The 20,578-nt window shown below is 62.1% G+C and carries 19 protein-coding genes; 13 read left to right on the forward strand and 6 right to left on the reverse strand.

What is annotated here, in order from left to right:
* The first annotated feature begins 66 nt into the window (after positions 1 to 66).
* From BCY88_RS08770 to BCY88_RS08780, 3 genes are all read left to right on the forward strand, one after another.
* Positions 67 to 312: a hypothetical protein gene (locus BCY88_RS08770; protein WP_120343876.1), complete on the forward strand. Its 246-nt coding sequence runs from the start codon at positions 67 to 69 to the stop codon at positions 310 to 312.
* 30 nt (positions 313 to 342) lie between these two features.
* Positions 343 to 552: a hypothetical protein gene (locus BCY88_RS08775; RefSeq protein WP_120343877.1), complete on the forward strand. Its 210-nt coding sequence runs from the start codon at positions 343 to 345 to the stop codon at positions 550 to 552.
* 157 nt (positions 553 to 709) lie between these two features.
* Entirely contained in the window at positions 710 to 1,582 is an 873-nt protein-coding gene (locus BCY88_RS08780) for an ABC transporter substrate-binding protein (protein WP_120343878.1), read from the forward strand.
* 53 nt (positions 1,583 to 1,635) lie between these two features.
* Here the strand turns inward: BCY88_RS08780 and BCY88_RS08785 are convergent, their stop codons facing one another.
* From BCY88_RS08785 to phnA, 4 genes are all read right to left on the reverse strand, one after another.
* Positions 1,636 to 2,475 carry a transposase gene (locus BCY88_RS08785; RefSeq protein ID WP_259461288.1) on the reverse strand — a complete coding sequence of 280 codons (840 nt, stop codon included), beginning with the start codon at positions 2,473 to 2,475 and terminating at the stop codon, positions 1,636 to 1,638.
* Positions 2,476 to 2,527: 52 nt separating this feature from the next.
* Positions 2,528 to 2,845, reverse strand: coding sequence for a hypothetical protein (locus BCY88_RS08790; RefSeq protein WP_120343879.1), 318 nt, complete (start codon positions 2,843 to 2,845; stop codon positions 2,528 to 2,530).
* Positions 2,846 to 3,187: 342 nt separating this feature from the next.
* Positions 3,188 to 4,642 carry a phosphonoacetaldehyde dehydrogenase gene (phnY, locus tag BCY88_RS08795; RefSeq protein ID WP_120343880.1) on the reverse strand — a complete coding sequence of 485 codons (1,455 nt, stop codon included), beginning with the start codon at positions 4,640 to 4,642 and terminating at the stop codon, positions 3,188 to 3,190.
* Positions 4,643 to 4,655: 13 nt separating this feature from the next.
* On the reverse strand, positions 4,656 to 5,891 hold the full coding sequence (gene phnA, locus BCY88_RS08800) for a phosphonoacetate hydrolase (protein ID WP_120343881.1): 1,236 nt from the start codon (positions 5,889 to 5,891) through the stop codon (positions 4,656 to 4,658).
* 239 nt (positions 5,892 to 6,130) lie between these two features.
* Here phnA and BCY88_RS08805 point away from each other — a divergent pair, with 239 nt between their 5' ends.
* From BCY88_RS08805 to BCY88_RS08825, 5 genes are all read left to right on the forward strand, one after another.
* Entirely contained in the window at positions 6,131 to 7,186 is a 1,056-nt protein-coding gene (locus BCY88_RS08805) for a putative 2-aminoethylphosphonate ABC transporter substrate-binding protein (RefSeq protein ID WP_120343882.1), read from the forward strand.
* A gap of 118 nt (positions 7,187 to 7,304) precedes the next feature.
* Positions 7,305 to 8,396 carry a putative 2-aminoethylphosphonate ABC transporter ATP-binding protein gene (locus BCY88_RS08810; RefSeq protein ID WP_120343883.1) on the forward strand — a complete coding sequence of 364 codons (1,092 nt, stop codon included), beginning with the start codon at positions 7,305 to 7,307 and terminating at the stop codon, positions 8,394 to 8,396.
* Entirely contained in the window at positions 8,393 to 10,120 is a 1,728-nt protein-coding gene (locus BCY88_RS08815) for a putative 2-aminoethylphosphonate ABC transporter permease subunit (RefSeq protein WP_120343884.1), read from the forward strand. The genes BCY88_RS08810 and BCY88_RS08815 overlap by 4 nt, the downstream gene beginning before the upstream one ends.
* Positions 10,121 to 10,154: 34 nt before the next feature.
* Positions 10,155 to 11,285, forward strand: coding sequence for a 2-aminoethylphosphonate--pyruvate transaminase (locus BCY88_RS08820; RefSeq protein ID WP_120343885.1), 1,131 nt, complete (start codon positions 10,155 to 10,157; stop codon positions 11,283 to 11,285).
* A 116-nt stretch (positions 11,286 to 11,401) separates the two neighbouring features.
* Entirely contained in the window at positions 11,402 to 12,790 is a 1,389-nt protein-coding gene (locus BCY88_RS08825) for an FAD-dependent oxidoreductase (RefSeq protein ID WP_120343886.1), read from the forward strand.
* 59 nt (positions 12,791 to 12,849) lie between these two features.
* On the opposite strand, the gene BCY88_RS08830 is transcribed toward BCY88_RS08825, so the two are convergent.
* Positions 12,850 to 13,563: a phosphonate utilization associated transcriptional regulator gene (locus BCY88_RS08830; protein WP_120343887.1), complete on the reverse strand. Its 714-nt coding sequence runs from the start codon at positions 13,561 to 13,563 to the stop codon at positions 12,850 to 12,852.
* A 103-nt stretch (positions 13,564 to 13,666) separates the two neighbouring features.
* Between BCY88_RS08830 and BCY88_RS08835 the strand changes: the two genes are divergently transcribed.
* Positions 13,667 to 14,080: a DUF302 domain-containing protein gene (locus BCY88_RS08835; protein ID WP_120343888.1), complete on the forward strand. Its 414-nt coding sequence runs from the start codon at positions 13,667 to 13,669 to the stop codon at positions 14,078 to 14,080.
* Between the two features lie 9 nt (positions 14,081 to 14,089).
* Here the strand turns inward: BCY88_RS08835 and BCY88_RS08840 are convergent, their stop codons facing one another.
* Entirely contained in the window at positions 14,090 to 14,383 is a 294-nt protein-coding gene (locus BCY88_RS08840) for a DUF1330 domain-containing protein (protein WP_120343889.1), read from the reverse strand.
* Between the two features lie 339 nt (positions 14,384 to 14,722).
* On the opposite strand from BCY88_RS08840, the gene BCY88_RS08845 reads away from it, so the two are divergent.
* The 4 genes from BCY88_RS08845 to pdxA all read left to right on the forward strand — a co-directional run bounded on the left by BCY88_RS08845 (position 14,723) and on the right by pdxA (position 20,452).
* On the forward strand, positions 14,723 to 15,886 hold the full coding sequence (locus BCY88_RS08845; RefSeq protein ID WP_404935682.1) for a porin: 1,164 nt from the start codon (positions 14,723 to 14,725) through the stop codon (positions 15,884 to 15,886).
* Between the two features lie 77 nt (positions 15,887 to 15,963).
* The gene (gene dapA / locus BCY88_RS08850; RefSeq protein ID WP_120343890.1) at positions 15,964 to 16,854 is read left to right on the forward strand and encodes a 4-hydroxy-tetrahydrodipicolinate synthase; all 891 of its coding nucleotides are present in this window, start codon (positions 15,964 to 15,966) and stop codon (positions 16,852 to 16,854) included.
* 62 nt (positions 16,855 to 16,916) lie between these two features.
* Positions 16,917 to 18,086, forward strand: coding sequence for an iron-containing alcohol dehydrogenase (locus BCY88_RS08855; RefSeq protein ID WP_120343891.1), 1,170 nt, complete (start codon positions 16,917 to 16,919; stop codon positions 18,084 to 18,086).
* Complete coding sequence (gene pdxA / locus BCY88_RS08860) at positions 18,083 to 20,452, forward strand: 4-hydroxythreonine-4-phosphate dehydrogenase PdxA (RefSeq protein ID WP_120343892.1); 2,370 nt, start codon at positions 18,083 to 18,085, stop codon at positions 20,450 to 20,452. The genes BCY88_RS08855 and pdxA overlap by 4 nt, the downstream gene beginning before the upstream one ends.
* The last annotated feature ends 126 nt before the right edge of the window (positions 20,453 to 20,578 follow it).

Raw genomic sequence — 20,578 nt, forward strand, 5'->3', positions numbered from 1 at the left:
CGGAAAAACATTTCCCGTTACCTCACGATTGACACACGGGAACGAGTAGTGCGAGGGGCGGAAGTGATGGTGACGAAAAACTCGCTGCGCGGCTTGCGCGAAAAATTGCAGGCGACCGCGGGCGCGATGCCCGCCCGTCTACTCGCGCTGCATGGTTCGCAGGATGGTCTGACCTGCCGGGTTTGCATCGAAATCAGGCGGCCCGACGGTCCGATCGTGTTGTTCTTTTACCGGCACGGCGACGGTACCTGGCACGTATTTCCGCCCGTGGACAACCTGGGCAGGATGGGCTTTGAGCGGCTCGTGGCGTAATCGACGGGTCCGGACAAGGGAGAAACGTGAATGAATGCCGAACACTCAAGGGAATTGTCGAGACACGAGACGGAATTGCGTGTGTGGATGAGCGAATGGTACGACCACGCGTTCTCGATCGGCTTCATTCAGCCGCCTTTCATACTCGACGACATGACCGCCTTCAGGCTGGAAGGCTATTTCAACGTGGGACTGACACCCGCGGAGGGTGTCAGCGCGGTGTTCGGCAGGGTTCATTGACCCGGCCGGCTCACTGAGGCGTCTGCTGCGGCAGCGGGAAAGCACGGTTTGCCTGCATGCGTCACGCATGGCACGATGAAACACCGTTCAGGCGTGCGCCTGTGCGGAGATGCGCCTATCCGGGCGCACCATCCCGTGTCGAGAAGCCGCTCCATTCATGCACCGCAGGCGTTTTGTACTGGCTGGGCTGGCCGCCGCGGGCGTGACGCTTGGCACGTCTGCGGCGCCGGCCGAGCCCTTCAGCATTGTCTATCCACGCATCCGTCCCGGCGGGGATGTGCATGCTGCGTTTGCACTCGCCGTCCTCGATCTGGCGATGAAAACGGCGCGGGCCCCCTATACGGCGCTGCAGACCGACATCGTCATGGAGCGTGGCCGTGCGCTAGCGGAACTGGCGAACGGCAGCAATACCATCAATCTGCACTGGACAAGCATGGAGGCGAGATCTGAACGCGGCCTGAACGTGGTGCGTATTCCGATCCATCGCGGGTTGATCGGCTATCGGGTATTCATCATACGAAAAGACCGGCAACGGGATTTCGATAGAGTCGAGCGTTTTTCGGATCTGAAAGCATTCACGTGCTGTCAGGGGCTTGGATGGATCGATACCGACATCCTGAGGACGACAGGTCTGAATGTTCAGACCTCGACTTACGAGTCGCTGTTCGAAATGACCCAGAGCGGGCGAGTCGACTATTTTCCAAGAGGCGTGATCGAAGCGTTCGCCGAACTGGAGGCTCGCCGGCGCCTCGATCCTGATCTGGTGGTCGAGGACCGGCTGATGCTGAAGTACCGGTCCGATTTCATTTTCTACGTCGCGACCGGCCACCAGGCGCTCGCGCAGACGATTGAGAAGGGCCTCGTGCAGGCGTATCGCGAGGGTTCCTACATGAAACTATTCAATTCGCACCCCTATATTCAGGATGCGCTGGCGCTCGCAAAACCCGGGTTGCGGAAGACTTTTCAACTCGACAATCCCTACCTCTCCGAAGCGGACCGCAAAATTCCTGACGAGTACTGGATGCTCTGAGACGAGCAGCGCGGACGTGCACTTAACGGCACTTAAAGACCGCTACGCGCTGCTTACCCGGAGCGGAGTTTTCGCTGCCAGATATCGTTCTCGATTTCGGCGTCGTCGCTGTTGCTGCCGAGTGCGTCGTCGATCCAGCGCCGCGCCCATTCGAATGCGTACTGCTGCGCCGCCTCGCTGTTCCTGAAGCTCGGGCCGATCAGCCCGGAACGGGCAATCCGCCGGGCGTCCCGCACGATCTCGGCCCATCCGCGGAACCGGTCGTTGGCCACCGGGTCGGCGGCAAGGTAGACGACGTAGCCGCGCGGGTCGAGTTCGCATCTGCCATTGGACGCCAGGCCCATCCATGGCGAGACAGTCCGATGGATGTAGCGAGGGCGCTCGACCGGCTCGCGGGTTGGGGCGTGTGCAGGCTTGGCAGGCGAAGCATTCGGGAGTTGCCGTGCAATCTGGGTGAACGTATCCATCGTAAGACGTGGCCGCCGTGCGCTTTGCGGTGTCTGCCACGCTGCCTGGTCTTTCCAGAACACCTGCCGAAGACCCTCGTCCCTGGATTGACGCTCAATGACTCGTGGCGCGGTGTAGCGGACTTCCAGCAGCCCATCCGGGCCGCAGCGAAAACTGCGTCCGGCGTTGGAGAGGAACTGATGCATTTGCGCGAGGGCGCCGGTCGAACGCCATTTCTCAAGGCTCCGCCGGCACGTCGGCACTGAGGGGAAGGTGCCCGGCAAGCGCGACCACGGCTCTCCGGTGGTGAGGATCCACAGCACGGCGTTGGCCACCAGCCGAGCCCGCACTCGGGGCCGGCCACGCTGCCCATGAGCGATGACCGTATCCGTCAGGATGGGCGCCAACTGCCGCCACTCTTCGTCGCTGATTTCATTGAACTGCACGCTGTCTTCCCCCTACTCGTTGCATTGCGCGGGCCGGGTTTCTCCGGTTGCGCTACGCGTTGCTCGTTGCACACGCCGACAGGGACGACAGCGACGACAGGGCGAGCAGATCCTCGACGCAATCCGACAGCTCGCAGATTTCCTCAAACGAGGCGCCCCTGTCGTCGTACACATGGTGCCGTCTGAGATCGCGCAGCGCCATGGCGAGACGCCGGAGGGCGTCGGGGTCGCTATTCGTCAGCGGCCAGCCGCTTAGCAGATACCTCAACGGCACGACGCTTCTGCTTTCGCACCACACGTCGAAAAAGCTCAGACACATCGCGTTGATATGCTCAACGGAATTTTCGCGCTCGGACAAGTAAGGGAACATGACAGCACCCGGGCAGATGACGGTAGACGATGCATGCATCGTATGCGGTCAATTGTTCCGGGGCTGTCGGGACATCGAGAAAAAACGGACGGTTGATGCTGAACTTTGGGTCAGGAAATCCTTATGGATTGCAGGGGTCAGATCCATGACGATTTCGGCACTCATCTTAGTGATTCATGCTTGCCGATCATCAGGGCCGCGGAAACATTCGCCATCGCACCTCGCGGGCGTTTTCCTGTACAACCGGCTCAAGTTGCCGGCATTCAACGTGAATGCCGTGCGCGGGCGCTTCGCGCACGAACTCCGCATGAGCTCATCAATCAGCTCCCGCTCAACCCTCACTCACCATGGCAGCGAGTACGTCTTCGTATTGGTAAAGCTCTTCATGGCTTCCTGCACGCCTTCCTTGTAACCGAGCCCCGAGTCCTTCACGCCGCCGAACGGTGTGAGTTCGAGCCGGTAGCCGGGCACTTCGCGCACATTCACGCTACCCACTTCGAGTTCGGTAATGAAGCGCGTAATGTAGTCGAGGCGGTTCGTGCAGACCGACGAAGATAACGCGTAGTCCGTGCAGTTCGACATGCGGATCGCTTCGTCGATATTGGCAAAGCGCATGATCGGCGACACGGGGCCGAAGGTCTCGTACTTCACGAGCGGCATGTCGGGCGTGACCCGGTCGAGCACCGTCGGCGAGTAAAGCGCGCCCTCGCGGACATTGCCCGCAAGCAGACGGGCGCCGCGCGACAAGGCGTCGTTGACCTGGCGTTCGAAGAATTGCGCGGCGGCCTCGTCGATCACCGTTCCCATGTCGACAGAGCCATCCGCCGGATTGCCGTACTTCCACGCGAGGGTTTTCTCCACGACCAGATCCGTGAAGCGCTCGGCAACCGATTCGTGCACCAGCATGCGTTTGATCGCCGTGCAACGCTGGCCCGAATTCTTGTAAGAGCCGGACACGGCGAGCGAACTGGCTTCGTCGAGATCGGCATCTTCCATCACGATGATCGGGTCGTTGCCGCCCAGTTCGAGCACGGCGCGCCGGTAGCCCATGCGCGAGGCGATGGATTTGCCGATCGAAACACCGCCGGTGAAAGTGATGAGATCGATGGCGGGGTTCGTGATCAGCTCGTCGGCAATCACGCTCGGGTCGCCCGTCAGCACCTGGAGCATCTGCACGGGCAGGCCCGCCTCATAAAGAATGTCGGCGAGCAGATAGCATGACAGAGGCACCTTCTCCGACGGCTTCACGACAATGCGATTGTTCGTTGCAATCGACGGAACGATTTTGTGCGCAACCTGATTCATCGGATGATTGAACGGCGTAATCGCGGAGATCACGCCCAGCAGCGGATCCCGTTGCGTATAGACGCGGCGTTTCTTTCCGTGAGGCGTGAGATCGCACGAGAAAATCTGACCATCGTCTTTCAGCACTTCGCCGGCGCCGAACACCAGCACGTCCGCCACGCGGCCGGCTTCATAGATCGAATCCTTCTTGCACAAACCGGCTTCCGCCGTGATGAGGGAGGCGATTTCCTCGGTGCGTGCGCGCACTGCATCGGCCGCGCGGCGCAGGATCGCGGCGCGTTCATAGCGGGTCAGCGAAGGACGATAGGCGCGCGCGAATTCGAACGCGCGGCGCACGTCTTCAAGCGTCGCTTTCGGCACGGTGCCGACGAGGCTGCCGTCGTAAGGGTTACGTACTTCGATCACTTCGTCGCGAAAGATTTTTTCGCCGCCAATGCGCAGCGCTTCATGACGAATCTGCCATTGAGCCTTCAGTTCAGCAACAGCGTTCATGTCTGATCCCCGGTCATTGAAGATGGTTGAGTGCGATGTCGATGATGTCGAAATTGCGCAGCCGCGCCCGCTCGCCGACGGATTTCGCAACCGGCTGATTGAACAGCAGCGGCACGATCTGTTCGGCGAGGCCGCCATGCGAGCGCAGCGGCACGTCGAGGCCGGACAGATCGTGCTTGATGCGCCGCGTGCCGAGCACCACGTCGCGCGTCGAGATCACGATGAGGTCGCCCATGCGCGCGGGCGGCAGTTCGAAGCGCGCGCATCCTTCGGCACCCGTCAGCACCAGTTCGATACCGGGCTCGGCGGCGAGCCGGCGGCGCATCGCTTCGAGATCGGCTGAGGCGGGAAGGTAGACCGTCGCGAACGAACCGAGCGCCCCGTGGTGCACCACGTAGGGATCCGTGATCGGCAGGATCACGCGGGCAGCGTCTTCGCCGAGCCACTCGTCGAAACGCTCCTGCAGATAGATCACGTTGGGCTCGCCGTCTTCGTTGTGCTTCGCGTTCATGCCGTGATCGGCGGTGAGCGCGACGATCGCCCCCAACTCGTCGAGCCGCTGCAGATAGCCGTCCATCATCTGATAGAACGCGTTGGCGCCGGGTGTGCCCGGGGCGCATTTGTGCTGCACGTAGTCGGTGGTCGACAGGTACATCAGGTCGATCTCGCGGGTTTCGAGCAAGCGCACGCCGGCCGCGAACACGAACTCCGACAGGTCCGCGCTATACACGCTCGGCACCGGCTTGCCGACCAGTTCGAGCAGATTGTCGATGCCGTTTTCATCGAGCGTGGCTTCGTCGGCTTTCTCCGCTGAGAAGCAGACACCCTTCAGGCCTTTGCCGAGCAGGCGGCGCAGTTTGTCTTTCGCGGTGACCACCGCGACGCTCGCACCCCGTTCGGCGAAACCGGCGAGCACGGTCGGGGCGACCAGGTACTTCGGATCGTTCATCAGCACCTCGGTGCCGCTGTCGCGATCGAAAAAGTAGTTGCCGCTGATGCCATGCACCGACGGCGGCACGCCTGTCACGATCGACAGGTTGTTCGGGTTCGTGAAGCTCGGCACCACGCAGTCGCCCTTGAGCGACGTGCCGGGACGCAGCAGCTTGCCAATAAAGGGCGCGACCCCGGCGGCTGCCGCCAGCTCCAGATATTCATAGGCGCAGCCGTCCACGCAGACCACGACGACAGGTCTGCGCATCCAGTTGTAGCTGCGGCCGTTCACTTCAATGGAAACCGGTGTTTCGCTCATGACATGTCCTCTTGGGTAGGGTAAGCCGGGTAATGGCGATGTGGCGTTGTGTGGCAAAGTGAGGCAATACTTGACATTAAAATTGATGCTTTGTAGATTGTCAACAACAGACAACAAATTCAAAGAGTCGAACGCAGTCATCAGCAGGGTTGATTAATAGGGTTGCAACACATCGTCGTCCCGTAGCACCGGTCGTTTTCGTCGCTGGCCGCGACGCCACTTTCTCAAGGGGTCTGGAAATGAAGGAAAAGTCGGGGTTTAAAAGTTGCAGAGGTCGTCTGAATCTGGCGCTGCGCTGTCTGGTCGCTGCCACTGTCACGCTCGGCGCAGTCCAGTTCGCATACGCAAAAACGCAGTTGCTCGTCTACACGGCGCTCGAAGACGAAGCGATGAAGCCCTATAAGGACGCGTTCGAAAAGGCCAATCCGGATATCGAAATTCGCTGGGTGCGCGATTCGACGGGCGCGGTCACGGCCAAACTGCTTGCCGAAAAGAACAATCCGCGCGCCGACGTGGTGCTCGGGCTCGCGGCATCCAGCCTGACGCTGCTCGATCTGCAAGGCATGCTGATGCCCTACGCGCCGAAGGGCTTCGACAGTCTGACGCGCAAGTACAGCGACGCGAACACGCCGCCGCACTGGGTCGGCATGGACGTGTGGGGCGCGACGGTCTGCTACAACCGCGTCGAAGCGGAGAAGCGCCATCTGCCTAAGCCGACCTCATGGGAAGACCTCACCAAGCCGGTCTACAAAGGCATGATCGTGATGCCGAGTCCGGTGTCGTCCGGCACCGGCTATCTGGACGTGACCTCCTGGCTGCAAACCTTTGGCAAAGACAAGGGCTGGCAGTACATGGACGCGCTGGACAAGAACGTCGCGCAATACGTGCATTCAGGCTCGAAGCCTTGCACGCTGGCGGGCACCGGCGAATTTCCGATCGGTATCTCGTTCGAATTCCGCGGCCATGAATTGCAGGCGCAAGGTGCGCCCATCGACCTGATCTTCCCGAAAGAGGGGCTCGGCTGGGACATGGAAGCGACCGGCATCATGAAGACCACCAAACAGCCGGAGGCGGCCAAAAAACTCGCGGACTTCATGGCGAGCAAGGAGGCCAATGAAATCACCGCGCAATGGTGGGCGATCGTTGCGTACCCGGGCGTCGCGAAGAAACTCTCGGGCATTCCCGACAACTATTCAGAACTGCTCGTGAAGAACGATTTCACCTGGTCCGCAAAAAACCGCGACGCAATTCTCGACGACTGGCAAAAGCGCTACGGCAACAAGGAGCAAAAGTAAGACCCGGTTCGGCCGGGTCTTGACGAGCGCCGGGGCCCGCGCAGCGCGGCCCCTAACGATGCGACGACGCAGCGGCAGCGCGTTGCGCCATGCAGGCAGGAAAGAAGCGGAGGAGCAGATGACAGCGTATTTGAGCGTGCAGCAGGTTTATAAGCGGTTCAACGACACGCCGGTTCTGGAGGACATCAATCTTGGCGTGAAGAAGGGCGAAATGCTCTGTTTTCTCGGACCGTCAGGATGCGGCAAGACCACCTTGCTGCGTATCATTGCCGGGCTGGAAACACAGAGCGCCGGCCAGATCATGCAGGACGGCCGCGATATTTCGCGCCTGCCGCCGCAGCTTCGCGATTACGGCATCGTCTTTCAGTCGTACGCACTGTTTCCCAATCTGACCATCTTCGACAACGTGGCCTACGGTCTCGTGAATCGCAGGATGAAGCGCGCGGCGATTGCCGACCGTGTGAATGAACTGCTCGCCCTGGTTGGTTTGCCGGATGCGCAGCGCAAGCATCCGAACCAGCTATCGGGCGGTCAGCAGCAGCGTATCGCGCTGGCGCGCGCATTGGCCACTTCACCGGGCCTGCTCCTGCTGGATGAACCGCTCTCTGCTCTCGATGCGCGTGTGCGCGTGCGGCTGCGCCAGGAGATCCGCCAGTTGCAGCAGCGCCTTGGCGTGACCACGATCATGGTGACACACGACCAGGAAGAAGCGCTTTCGATGGCCGACCGGATCGTGGTGATGAATCAAGGCGTGATCGAGCAGATCGGCACGCCGCATGAAATTTACCGTGAGCCGGCCTCGCCGTTCGTTGCCGATTTCATCGGCAAGGTCAATCTGATTCCGGCTGAAGTCGCACACGACGGCAGTCTCAGGGCGGGCGCCATCGCGCTGCGCTACGGATGTGGATCGGAGCGTGCGTTTCCCGGTTCCAAAGTGTCGGCGTTCGTGCGCCCCGAAGACATTCATCTCAGTGCGCCGGGCAGCGAGGCGGACAACCTCCTGCCCGCTTCGGTCGAGAAACTGGAATTCCTCGGCGCATTCTGCCGGGTCAGTTTCAAGGTGGACGGGCTTGGTGAGCAGGAAGTCGTCGCCGACCTGTCGTTTCATGACATGCACCGCAACCGTTTGCAGCCGGGGTCGCGCTTCAATCTGGCGATCAATCGCGAACACGTATGCGTCTTCTCCGCCGCGAAGGAGCGACTTCAATGAGCGCCGTTCTGATCGAGCGCCGCAGCGGCGAGGAGGCTCACGCCGAGGTGCGCCAGAAGAGCCATTGGCATGACCGGATCGCGCAGTTGGCTCTCCTGTTGATGTCCGCGTTTCTCGGCGTGTTTCTGCTGTTGCCGCTGGCATTGGTTATCGGTAAATGCTTCGTCGATGCAGATGGCCATTTCGTCAGCCTTACCAATTTCACCGGCTATCTGGTGGATTCCGGTGTGTGGACGTCGACCCTGCATTCGGTCACGGTTGCCTGCCTCGTGACGGCGATCGTGATTCCGATGGCATTTACGTTTGCGTACGCACTGACCCGCTCGTGCATGCCGATGAAGAATGCCGTGCGCACGGTCGCGCTCTTGCCGCTGCTTGCGCCGACGCTGTTGTCCGCGGTGTCGTTCATTTACTGGTTCGGTAACTCGGGCATCCTCAAGCCACTGCTTCACGGTCATTCGATCTACGGACTGCCTGGCATTGTGTGCAGTCTGGTCTACGCCGCGTTTCCGCATGTGCTGATGATTCTTGTCACCGCGCTATCGCTGTCCGACGGGCGCTTGTACGAAGCGGCCGACGCGATGGGCACCCGCCGCGCGCGCAAATTCTTCACCATCACGTTGCCGGGCGCGAAGTATGGACTGATCAGCGCGACGATGGTGTCGTTCACGATCTGCATCAACGACTTCGGCGTGCCGGTCGTGATCGGTGGACCTTATTCGGTGCTCTCGACCGACATCTACAAACTCATCATCGGTTTGCAGGACTTCAACCGCAGCGCGGTAGTCAGCTTGCTGCTGCTCTGTCCCGCACTGGTTGCGTTCGCCGTCGATTTCTTCATTCGCCGCAAACAGCAATCGCAACTCGGTGCACGCTCGACGCCTTACCAGCCGAAGCCTTCGCGTGGCTTCGACATGGCCATGCTCGGCTACTGCGGACTGGTCTGCATGCTGCTGCTGGCGGTGGTCGGCATTTCGGTGTTCGCCTCGTTCGTGAAGTTCTGGCCGTATCAGATGAGCCTCGGCTTGCAGCACTACAAGATGGGTCTGATCGGCGCGGGGATTTTCGATGCCTACAAGAACAGCCTGAAAATGGCCGCGTGCGTGGCGATCGGCGGTACGGTCATCGTGTTCGGCGGTGCGTATCTGGTGGAGAAGACACGCGGGCCGCGCTGGTTGCGCGGTTTCATCAATCTGTGCGCGATCCTGCCGATGGGCGTGCCGGGTCTCGTGCTCGGCATCAGCTACATCTTTCTGTTCAACTCGCCCGCCAATCCGTTGAACGGTCTTTACGGCACGCTCGCGCTGCTTGCGATCGTCACGGTAGTGCACTACTACTCGTCGAGCCACTTGACCGCGGTCACCGCGCTCCGGCAGATCGACAACGAATTCGAAGCGGTCTCGGCTTCGTTGAAAGTGCCTTTCTACAAGACGTTTTTGCGCGTCACCGTACCTGTGTGCCTGCCGTCGATCCTGCAGATCGCACGTTATCTGTTCGTCAACGGTATGACGACGGTGTCGGCGGTCGCGTTTCTCTATTCACCCGACACGCAACCGGCTTCCGTCGCAATTCTTAATCTCGACGACGCCGGGCAGATCGGACCCGCCGCGGCAATGGCCACGCTGGTCCTCGTGACGGCCGCCTTCGCCTGCGTGCTGTTTGCCTGCGTGTCGCATGGCGTATTGCGCAGAACCCAGGCATGGCGCACCACGCGCCGTGGCTGAAAACCATCTTCATCAAGATCGATAAGGAGCTACTGTGAATTTGCCCGCCCAGCCCATTCTGCTCACGCCCGGCCCGCTCACGACCTCAGAACGCACGCGTCAGGCGATGCTGCGCGACTGGGGATCGTGGGACGGCGACTTCAATCAGATCACCGCCCGTATTCGTCAGCAGACGCTGCGCATCGTGCATGGCGAAGACACGCACGAATGCGTGCCGCTGCAGGGTAGCGGCACGTTCTCGGTGGAAGCGGCAATCGGCACGCTCGTGCCACGCGATGGACATGTGCTGATCCCGAACAACGGCGCATATTGCCAGCGTATTGCGAAGATCTGCCGGGCAATCGGCCGCCGGCACCAGACCCTCGACTACCCCGAAGACACGCAAGTGAAGGCGGCGGACGTCGATCGCGCGCTGGCTGCCGATCCGGGCATCACGCACGTGGCGCTTGTGCATTGCGAAACCGGCGCCGGCGTGCTCAATCCGCTGCATGAGATTGCCGTGGTTGTCGCGAAGCACGGGCGCCGCCTGATCATCGACGCAATGAGTTCGTTCGGCGCCATCGACATCGACGCGCGCGAAACGCCATTCGACGCCGTCGTGGCGGCCTCGGGGAAGTGTCTGGAAGGGGTGCCGGGCATGGGCTTCGTGATCATTCGCCGGAGCACGCTGGAGCAATGCGAAGGCAACAGCCCATCGCTTGCGATGGATCTGTACGATCAGTGGGCCTACATGAATCGCACCACGCAGTGGCGCTTTACGCCGCCGACTCACGTGGTCGCGGCACTCGATCAGGCGATCGCGCAATACGTGGAAGAGGGCGGTCTCGAAGCGCGCGGCGCACGCTATGCGGGCAATTGCCGGGCGTTGATCGAAGGCATGGCCGCGCTCGGTTTTCGCACCTTTCTCGACCCGGCGATTCAGGCGCCGATCATCGTCACGTTCCATGCGCCTGACGACCCCAACTACGACTTCAAGACTTTCTATACCGAAGTGAAAAAGCGCGGCTACATCCTGTATCCGGGCAAGCTGACCCAGGTGGAAACATTTCGTGTCGGCTGTATCGGGCACTTTGGCGAATCAGGCATCCCCGGCGCGGTCGCCGCGATCGCCGATACGTTGAAGGCGATGGGGATCAAGCGGGTATCGGCGCAAGCGCTGGCCTAGGCTGGCCTGAATTGGCCTGACCCTGTCCACGTGCGAAGGCTTCTTCCCTGGGAGCGGGAGGAAGTCCTTCTTTTTCCGCACGTGGCGTTAAACCGTTGTATCAATGTGAGCAATTCATGCGTCCGTTCTGGATTGAACAAGCACTCTTCGCCGATGGTTCATTGGCGCCCGCACTGCAAGGCGCGACCACAGCCGATGTCTGCATCGTCGGTGGCGGTTTCACCGGTTTGTGGACCGCCATCCAGGCGAAGCAGAAGAAACCCGATCTCGACATCGTGATCATCGAGAGCGACCTGTGCGGCGCGGGTGCAAGCGGGCGCAACGGCGGCTGCCTGCTGACGTGGTCGACGAAATTCTTCACGCTGCGGCGTCTGTTTGGCGAGGCCGAAGCAATCCGCCTCGTGAAAGCATCCGAAGCCGCGGTCGGGCAGATTCGCGACTTCTGCGTCGAGCATGCTGTCGATGCCGAACTCCGACTCGACGGCACGCTCTATACCGCGACCTCGCGCGCGCAGATCGGGCTGCTCGATCCGGTGATCGCCGCACTGAGCGAGCACGGCATCAATTCGTATCAGCATCTCGCGCCGGACGAGGTGGCGAGCCGATCGGGGTCGGCTCGCAACCTCGGCGGCGTGTATTCGCCGGTTGCGGCAACGGTGCATCCCGGCAAGCTCGTGCGCGGATTGCGGCGTGTCGCGATCGAAATGGGCATCCGTATTTACGAACGCACACCAATGCTCGATTTCACCTCCGGCGAGCGCGTGACCGTACGCACACCGGCCGGCAGTGTGAGTGCGCCCAAGCTCGTGCTCGCGATCAACGCGTGGATGGCGAGCCGCTTCCGGCAGTTCGAACGCACGCTTGCGGTTGTCTCCAGCGACATGATCGTCACCGAAAAATGCCCGGAATTGCTGCAGCAAATCGGTCTGAAGGATGGCGTGTCGGTGCTCGACTCGCGAATTTTCGTTTACTACTATCGCAGTACCGCGGACGGCCGGTTGATGCTCGGCAAGGGCGGCAATACGTTTGCCTGGCGCGGCCGGATCGCGCCGGTATTCGATCAGCGTTCGCCGTACGAAGCCGATCTGACGCGCAGTCTGCACGATTTCTTTCCGGCCTTGCGCGACGTGCCGGTGACGGCAAGCTGGAACGGTCCGTCGGATCGCTCGGTCACGGGTTTTCCATTTTTCGGCCGGCTCGACGACGCGCCGAACGTGCTCTATGGATTCGGCTATTCCGGTAACGGTGTGGGGCCGACCTATATGGGCGGCCAGATTCTGTCTTCGCTGTTGCTCGATCTGGACAACGAATGGACGCGCAGTCCGTTGACGAATGGACCGTTGGGTTATTTCCCGCCCGAACCGATCCGCTTCGTGGGCTCGATTACCGTGCGCGACGCGATCCGGCGCAAGGAGCGCGCGGAAGACGAAGACCGGCAGCCTTGGCTGGTCGACCGCTTGCTCAGCAAGCTTGCGAATGCCGCGGGGAAGTCGGATAAGGCTTAAACGAAGGCGGCCCCGCAGCGCTGAGCGCGGGGCCGTGTGTGCAACTATCGGGCTTTGCCTCAGTTGCCGCCGGTATTCGCGGCAGACGCTGCCCAGTGCTCGTGAGCGCGGCGCATTCTCGCGAGGCCATGCGCGACGTGTTCGCGCACGAGCGTGACGGCGCTCTGCGCATCGCCTTTGGCGAGTGCGTTGACGATTTTTTCGTGTTCCGCGACCGAGGTCGCCAGCGCGCTCTTTTCCGATTCGATTGCGGCCTGACGCAGCAATCCGAGCTGACGAACGAGATGCCGGTAGGTTTCGATCAGATGCTGGTTGCCGACGCCTGTCACCATCGCGTCGTGCAGCTGCACGTTCAATGCCGTGTAGCGCGTGAGGTCGTGATCCTTCTTCGCGGCTTTCATCGACGTGATGATGCCTTTGAGCGTTGCGAGCGTTTCAGGCGTCATACGGTCGGCGAGTGCGCGGGCGACGGATTCGTCCAGCATGGCGCGGACTTCATAAATTTCTTCGGCCTCGCGCAGCGACAGCGCGCGCACCGTGACCCCGCGGTTTTTCTCCGTTTTCAGCAGACCGGCTTGTTCCAGGGCGCGGAACGCCTCGCGCAGTGGTCCGCGAGAGACATTCAATCGCGTGGAGACTTCGACTTCGTTCAACTTCTCTCCCGGAGCGAATTCCCCCGAGACGATGCTGCGTTCGAGCATTTCCTGCACTAGCGTCGCAAGGGAATGCCGTTGCAGCAGTTCGATGGCGCTAGACGTGGTTGACGTGGTCATGATCGGCGGTTAGAACAAGGGATGGGATAACTGAGGCTCAGCTTCTTTGACCATAGCGTGGCAGCTTGTCTATTGTCAACAATCGTCAATACCGGAGGAATCCATGTCTGCTCCCCTGTCCGCTCTTCCCGCCGATAACGGCATCGTCACCGTACCCACGCAACGCACGGTCGAACAGGCGGCCGACGCGCTTGCCTCGCTGATCGAAGCGAAGCAGATCATCCTGTTTGCCCGCATCGATTTCGCGGCGGATGCGCAGCGTGCGGGGCTTGCGATGCCACCGTCGCAACTGCTGGTGTTCGGTAATCCGCGGGCGGGGACGCCGCTGATGCAGGCCGTGCCACGCGCGGCGCTCGATTTGCCGCTCAAGGTGCTGGTGTGGCAGGACAATGACGGGCTGGTGTGGCTCTCGTATAACGCAACGAGCTATCTGCAGGCGCGGCATGGCGCGCCTGCAGAGTTGATGAAACCTATCGACGGCATCGGCGCGCTCGTGCAAGCCGCCGCAGCCGGCTGAGCGTACGCGTCACTCGGCGCCGCGAAGGATGCGCAGGTCGCGCTCGGCGCCGTCGCTCAAGGCTTCAAGCGCCTTCTTGTAAGCGTCGCTTTCATAGGCGGCCACGGCCTCTTCGTAGCTCGGAAACTCGATCACGACAGTCCGTTCCTTCAAGCCTTGCTCACGCACTTCCTCGGCCGCGCTGCGCACGACAAATTTGCCGTTGGCGGCGGCCACTGCGGGTGCTGCCAGCTGCGCGTACGCGGCCAGCTTCGACGGGTCCTTGATCGCGCGGTAGGCGGTCACCCAATATCCCTTGCTCATCTGAATCTCCTTGTTTGCGGCGTGAAAGTCGTAGTCGCGTTGCAAAGCAACGACGCGGGAATTATGTCACTTCGAGAACGCCCGCACGCGAGCGCCGCGCCTGCCTGGCCAGTTTGCTTCCCCGTCGTACCGCCCCTCTTGCCCCTCATCGCAATTTTGATCGATTCAATCGTTTCCGTAATTGAATCGAAAAAAATGCTTGCAAATGATTGGTTCGATCATTATATTGACCGAATCGGTCGTTTGTATTGAGCGAAACGCTCACGCCAGCAGGTCCCGACCGTTTGCAAATGGCCGAAGCGCCATGGCCTGCCATCAAGAAAAATCACGGAGACACCATTGAAAAAGCGTTCTTTCCAGGTTCTGGCCACATTGGGCGTGCTCGGCGCGGCAACGACCGGCGCGCACGCGCAAAGCAGCGTTACTCTGTATGGATTGATCGACACCTCGCTCGTCTATTCGAACAGCCAGAAAGGTCACTCGAATTTCCAGATGTCGAGTGGCACGCTGGCTGGCAGCCGGTGGGGCTTGCGTGGTCAGGAAGATCTGGGCGGCGGCCTGAGCGCGCTGTTCGTCCTTGAGAATGGTTTCAGCAGCACGGCCGGCACGCTGGGTCAGAACGGCCGTGAGTTCGGGCGTGCCGCGTATGTGGGTTTGAGCGGCGGTTTCGGCAAGGTGACCGCGGGGCGGCAGAACGACACCTCCGCGGATTTTCTCGGCGCGCTGACGGCGGCGAATCAGTGGGCGGGCGGTCTTGGTGCACATCCGGGTAATACGGACAACCTCTACGTGAACGAGCGGATCAGCAATAGCGTGAAGTTCACCAGCAACGACTATGCGGGCTTTCGCTTTAGCGGCCTGTTCAGCTTCGGCGGCACGGCGGGCGACTTCTCGAACAATCGCGTCTGGGGGCTCGGTGCGACCTACGCGAACGGTCCGTTCGTGGTCGCGGCCTCGTACGTGAACGCAAGCACGCCGAACACCGGACTGTTCGACGGTACCGCCGGCGCGGCGGCGATCTCCCCGAACAACACGCCGATCTATTCCGGCTACGCGTCCGCGCGGACGCTTCAGATCGCGGCGGTGGGCGGCGCCTACACCTTCGGCGCGGCCACGTTCGGGCTGATCTATTCGAATTCGAAGTTCAAGGATCTGGGCTCGGGCGCGGCTGCCGCGCCGATCGCGCGTTTTGTCGGCGATACCGCGACCTTCGACAACCTCGAAGCCAACTTTCGCTATCAGCTGACGCCGGCCACGCTGCTCGGCGTGGCGTACAACTACACCCGCACGCACGGCGCCGGCGACGCGCACTACAACCAGGTGAACGCCGGCGCCGATTACTTCCTGTCGAAGCGCACCGACGTGTATCTCACCGCCGGCTGGCAGGCGGCGAGCGGTATCGATTCGACGGGGCACGCGGCAACGGCGGCATTGTGGCCGATCACGGCTTCGAGCACGTCGCACCAGCTCGTTGCGGCGCTTGGCTTGCGTCACAAGTTCTGAATGCTTCGGGCAATTTGATCAAACAGGAAGGCTCAGGGGCAAACCTCGAGTCTTCCTTCGTGGAAGTGGAGTCAAGCATGACAGTCTTGTTCAAAGGGATCATTCCCGCGCTCATCACGCCGATGACGGCGTCGGAAGAGGTCGATGAAGCGGGTTTGCGCGCACTGATCGAACGTCTGATCGAGGCTGGGGTGCATGCGCTGTTCGTGCTCGGCACCAACGGCGAATTCATCGCACTGAACGAAGCGGAGAAGCTGCGCATCGCGAAGATCGCGGTCGACCAGGCGCGCTCGCGAGTGCCGGTGATTGCCGGCACCGGCGCGTACGCCACGCGCGACGTGATCGATCTGAACAGCAGGATGCTCGACGTGGGCGTGGATGCGGTGTCCGTGATCACGCCGTATTTCAACGGCGCGACGCAGCAGGAACTGTTCACGCACTATGAGCGGATCGCGCAGGCCACCACGCTGCCGGTCATGCTCTACACGATTCCCGCGAAGGCCGGCGTCACGCTGACGGTCGACACGGTGCGCCGCCTCGCTGAGATTCCCAACATTCGCGGTATCAAGGACAGCGGTGGCGATTTTGACCGTCTGCTGCAATTGATCAATCTGCGCCGCGACGACTTCGCGGTGTTCACCGGCACCGACTCGATGATTCTGTGGACCCTGATCGCCGGCGGCGACGGTGCGGTGGCCGCGACCACGAACGCGGTGCCGGGTGTCGTCACGTCGATCTGGAAGCACTTTCAGGCCGGCGATATCGCGGCCGCGCGCAAGGCCCAGGAGTCGCTGCGCGCGCTGCGCGACGCCTTCGCGCTCGGCACGATGCCAGTGGTACTGAAGACCGCGGCGGAAATGCTCGGCATGCCGGCGGGTCCGGCGCGCTCGCCCGCGCAGCCGCTCGATGCCAAGGCGCGCGCGCGTCTTGAACAGGCGCTCGCGGTGTACCGCGACGCGCCACGTTAAGACGCGTCGAAGCACATTGCTGTGCATCGGCCTCGCCACTTTATCGTCAACCACGTACCGTCATGACCACGACCTATCACTTCCAGACCGTCAGGCACATCGTGCACGGCGCCCACAGCCTTGATCTGCTGGCCGACAAACTCGCCTTGCTGGACACGCCGGTCAAACGCATCGCCTTGATTACCCAGCCCGCGATGGAGGCGCTCGGCGTGATCGATCGCGTGACGGCCGCGCTTGCCGAAAAAGACGTCGAAGTACTGATCGTGCGCGACGTCGAACCCGAGCCGACCATCGGCAACGTGGAAAGCGTGTTCAGCGAGCAGATCGAGCCGTTCGCGCCGCACGCGATCCTGTCGATCGGCGGCGGCAGCGTGCTCGACGCGGCCAAACTGTTTGCCGTGCGCCTGACCAATGAGCAGCCGTTGCGCGAATGGCTCGGCATCGATCTGATCAAAAAGCCGGGGGTGCCTTTGATCCTCGTGCCGACCACCGCCGGCACCGGCTCGGAAGTGACGCCCAATGCGATCGTTACGTTGCCGGACGAGGCGCTGAAGGTCGGTATTGTGAGCCGTCATCTGTTGCCGCAGCTTGTCATTCTCGACGCTGCCCTGACGCTGCAATTGCCGAAAGCGATCACCGCGGCGACCGGCATGGATGCGTTCGTGCATTCGCTCGAATCGTATATTTCGACCAAGGCGAATCCGATCAGCGACATGTTCGCGATGGAATCGATGCGGCTGATCGGCGCGAACATCATCGAAGCGTACGAGCACGGCGAATCGATCAAGGCGCGCGAAGCGATGATGCTCGGCTCGATGTACGGCGGCCTCGCGTTGACGGCAGCCGGCACGGCCGCGGTGCATGCGCTCGCGTATCCGCTTGGCGGCATGTTCAACATCACGCACGGGGTGGCGAACGCGATGCTGTTGCCGCATGTGATGGCCTTCAATATGGATGCCTGCGCGGGCCGTCTCGCGGACGTCGCGCGAGCGTTATCGCTCTGCGCGCACGACGATAGTGAAGAGGCCGCCGCGCGCAAGCTGATCGCGCGCATCGACGAATGGACGGCTGCTGTCGATATTCCGCAGGATCTGCGCAAGTTCGGCGTCAGCGAAAACGATCTCGACGCGCTCGCGGTGGCGGCGGCGAAAGTCAAACGGCTGCTCGGCAACAACCCGAAGCCGCTGTCGCTCGACGACATGAAAGCGATCTATCGCCGCCTGCTGCCATGAGCCTTGCACGCGAACGCCGCTTGCGGCTCCTGATCATCGGCGACGACCTGTCGGGCACAGCCGACTGCGCCGTGACGGGCGCACGCCTCGGCTTGCGCAGCGTCGTGACACTGGATGAACAGGTATCCTCAGCGTCCGGGATGCGCGAAGCGAACAACGAAGCCGACATGATCGACGTGCTCGCCGTCGATGCTGATTCGCGCCGGCTCGATGCGGCGTCGGCGGCACGCCGTCATGTGGAGGTGTGGCGCGCACTCGGCCACGCACAGACTAAGCTCTACAAGAAAGTCGATTCGACGCTGCGCGGCAACTTTGCCGCGGAAGTGGCGGCACTGGTGCCGCTCGCCGGCATGGCGATCGTGGCGCCCGCGTTCCCGGCCGCCGGCCGCACGACACGCGACGCACGCCAATGGCTGAACGGCGTGGCGGTGGAAGAAACCGAAGTGTGGCGTAACGAAGGATTCGGCGGTGAGGCCAATCTTCTGGCGATGCTCGAGCAATACGGCGTGCGCGCGGTTGCACTGACGTTGACCGAGGTTCGCGCAGACCACGCCGTGCTGACGGAGCGGTTCGACAGCTTGCGCGAGGCGGGTATTCAGGCCGTGGTGTGCGACAGCGAAACAGAAGACGACCTGCGGCGGGTCGCCCACGCGTCCGCAGCCTTGCACGGCGTGTTCTGGGTGGGTTCAGCAGGGCTCGCGGCCGATCTGATGAGCGCGTTGAGTTTGACCGACACGACGGCGCCCGCTGCTGCGCCGATTGCACCGATCGCACCCATTGCACCGGCGCATCACACAGCGAATCAGCCGGTACTGACCGTGGTCGGCAGCATGTCGAGCGTGTCGCATGCCCAGATCGAGCGGTTGAAAGCAGAAGCGGGCAGCGCGCTGGTCCCGTTCGAAGTCGACACGACGACACTGCTTGCCGAGCCGCTTACGCAAGCGCATGCGAATCTTGCCCGCAAGGTAAGCGCAGCGCTGCAACAGGGGCGGCACGTTGTCGTCTCGCTGAGTCAGTCCGATCGCAGCAGCGTCGCCGACGGCCTGCGGTTTTGCCAGCGTCTTGCAGCGCTGCTCGCCCCGGCATTGCCATTTGCCGGCAGCGTGATCGCCACGGGCGGCGAGACCGCGCGCGCGTTGCTGTCCGCTGCCGGCATCGGCCAGCTGCGGATCGTCGAAGAAATCGAAAGCGGTGTGCCGCTGCTGCACGCGGATCACAACGGGCGCCGCCTGTGCGTCGTCACCAAGGCGGGTGGTTTCGGCCATCCCGGCACGCTTCATCTTGCCTGGCGGAAACTCGCCGGCGTTCAACGCATTGCCCGGCCTCCCGAGGCCACCCTCAAAGGACTCCCCACAATGACCTATCGTCCAGTTATCGGCATCACCATGGGCGATGCTGCCGGCGTCGGCCCGGAAATCGTCATGAAGGCGCTGGCGCATGCCTCCGTCTACGAACAGTGCCGTCCGCTCGTGATCGGCGACGCCGCGCGTTTGCGCGATGCGGGCACGCGCGCGGGCCTCGCGCTCGAAGTGCGCTCGATCGGCAGTCCCGCGGACGCCGGCTTCGAATGCGGCGTGGTCGATTGCATCGATCTCGGCCTGATTCCCGCGGATCTGCCGTACGGCAAGCTCTCGGCGATCGCGGGCGATGCGGCGTATCAGTACATTGCGCGCACCGTCAAACTGACTTCGGCCGGCGAACTGGATGCGATCTGCACGGCGCCGCTGAACAAGGAAGCACTGCACGCCGGCGGCCACATTTTCCCCGGGCATACGGAGATGCTCGCGCATCTGACCGGCATCGACGAAGTGTCGATGATGCTCGTCGCGCCGAAGTTGCGCGTGATTCACGTCACGACCCACATCGGCCTGCTCGATGCGATTCGCCGGATCGAACCGGGCCTCGTGCAACGGACCATCGAGCGCGCGCATGAAACGCTGGTGCGCGCCGGTATCGAGAATCCGCGCATCGGCGTCTGTGGGATCAACCCGCATGCGGGCGAGAACGGGCTGTTCGGCTACGGCGAGGAAGAGGAAAAGATCATTCCGGCGGTGCAGGTGCTGCAGGCACGCGGCTGGGATGTGGAAGGCCCGTTGCCCGCCGATACGCTGTTCTTCCGCGCCGGCCGCGGCGATTTCGACGTGGTGGTCGCGATGTATCACGACCAGGGCCACGGCCCGGTCAAGGTGATGGGCCTCGAGGCCGGCGTCAACGTGACCGTCGGTCTGCCGGTGATTCGTACCTCGGTCGATCACGGTACGGCGTTCGACATTGCCGGCAAGGGTATCGCCGACGAGGGCAGCATGCTCGAGGCGCTGAAGCAGGCACTCGATCTCGCGACGCGGCACTCCGAACTGGAAGCCTGAGAGCGGGCCGCAAGCCGGCAACATCATGCCGCTCGTGCGGCGAAAACAGATTCTCGGCCGTCGAGAAGGCGGGGACACGCCCGGCGGCCGGATTTTTCGATGCGAAGACGTCGTCAAAATACATTG

The sequence above is a fragment of the Paraburkholderia fungorum genome, from assembly GCF_003610895.1.
GTDB lineage: Bacteria > Pseudomonadota > Gammaproteobacteria > Burkholderiales > Burkholderiaceae > Paraburkholderia > Paraburkholderia fungorum_B.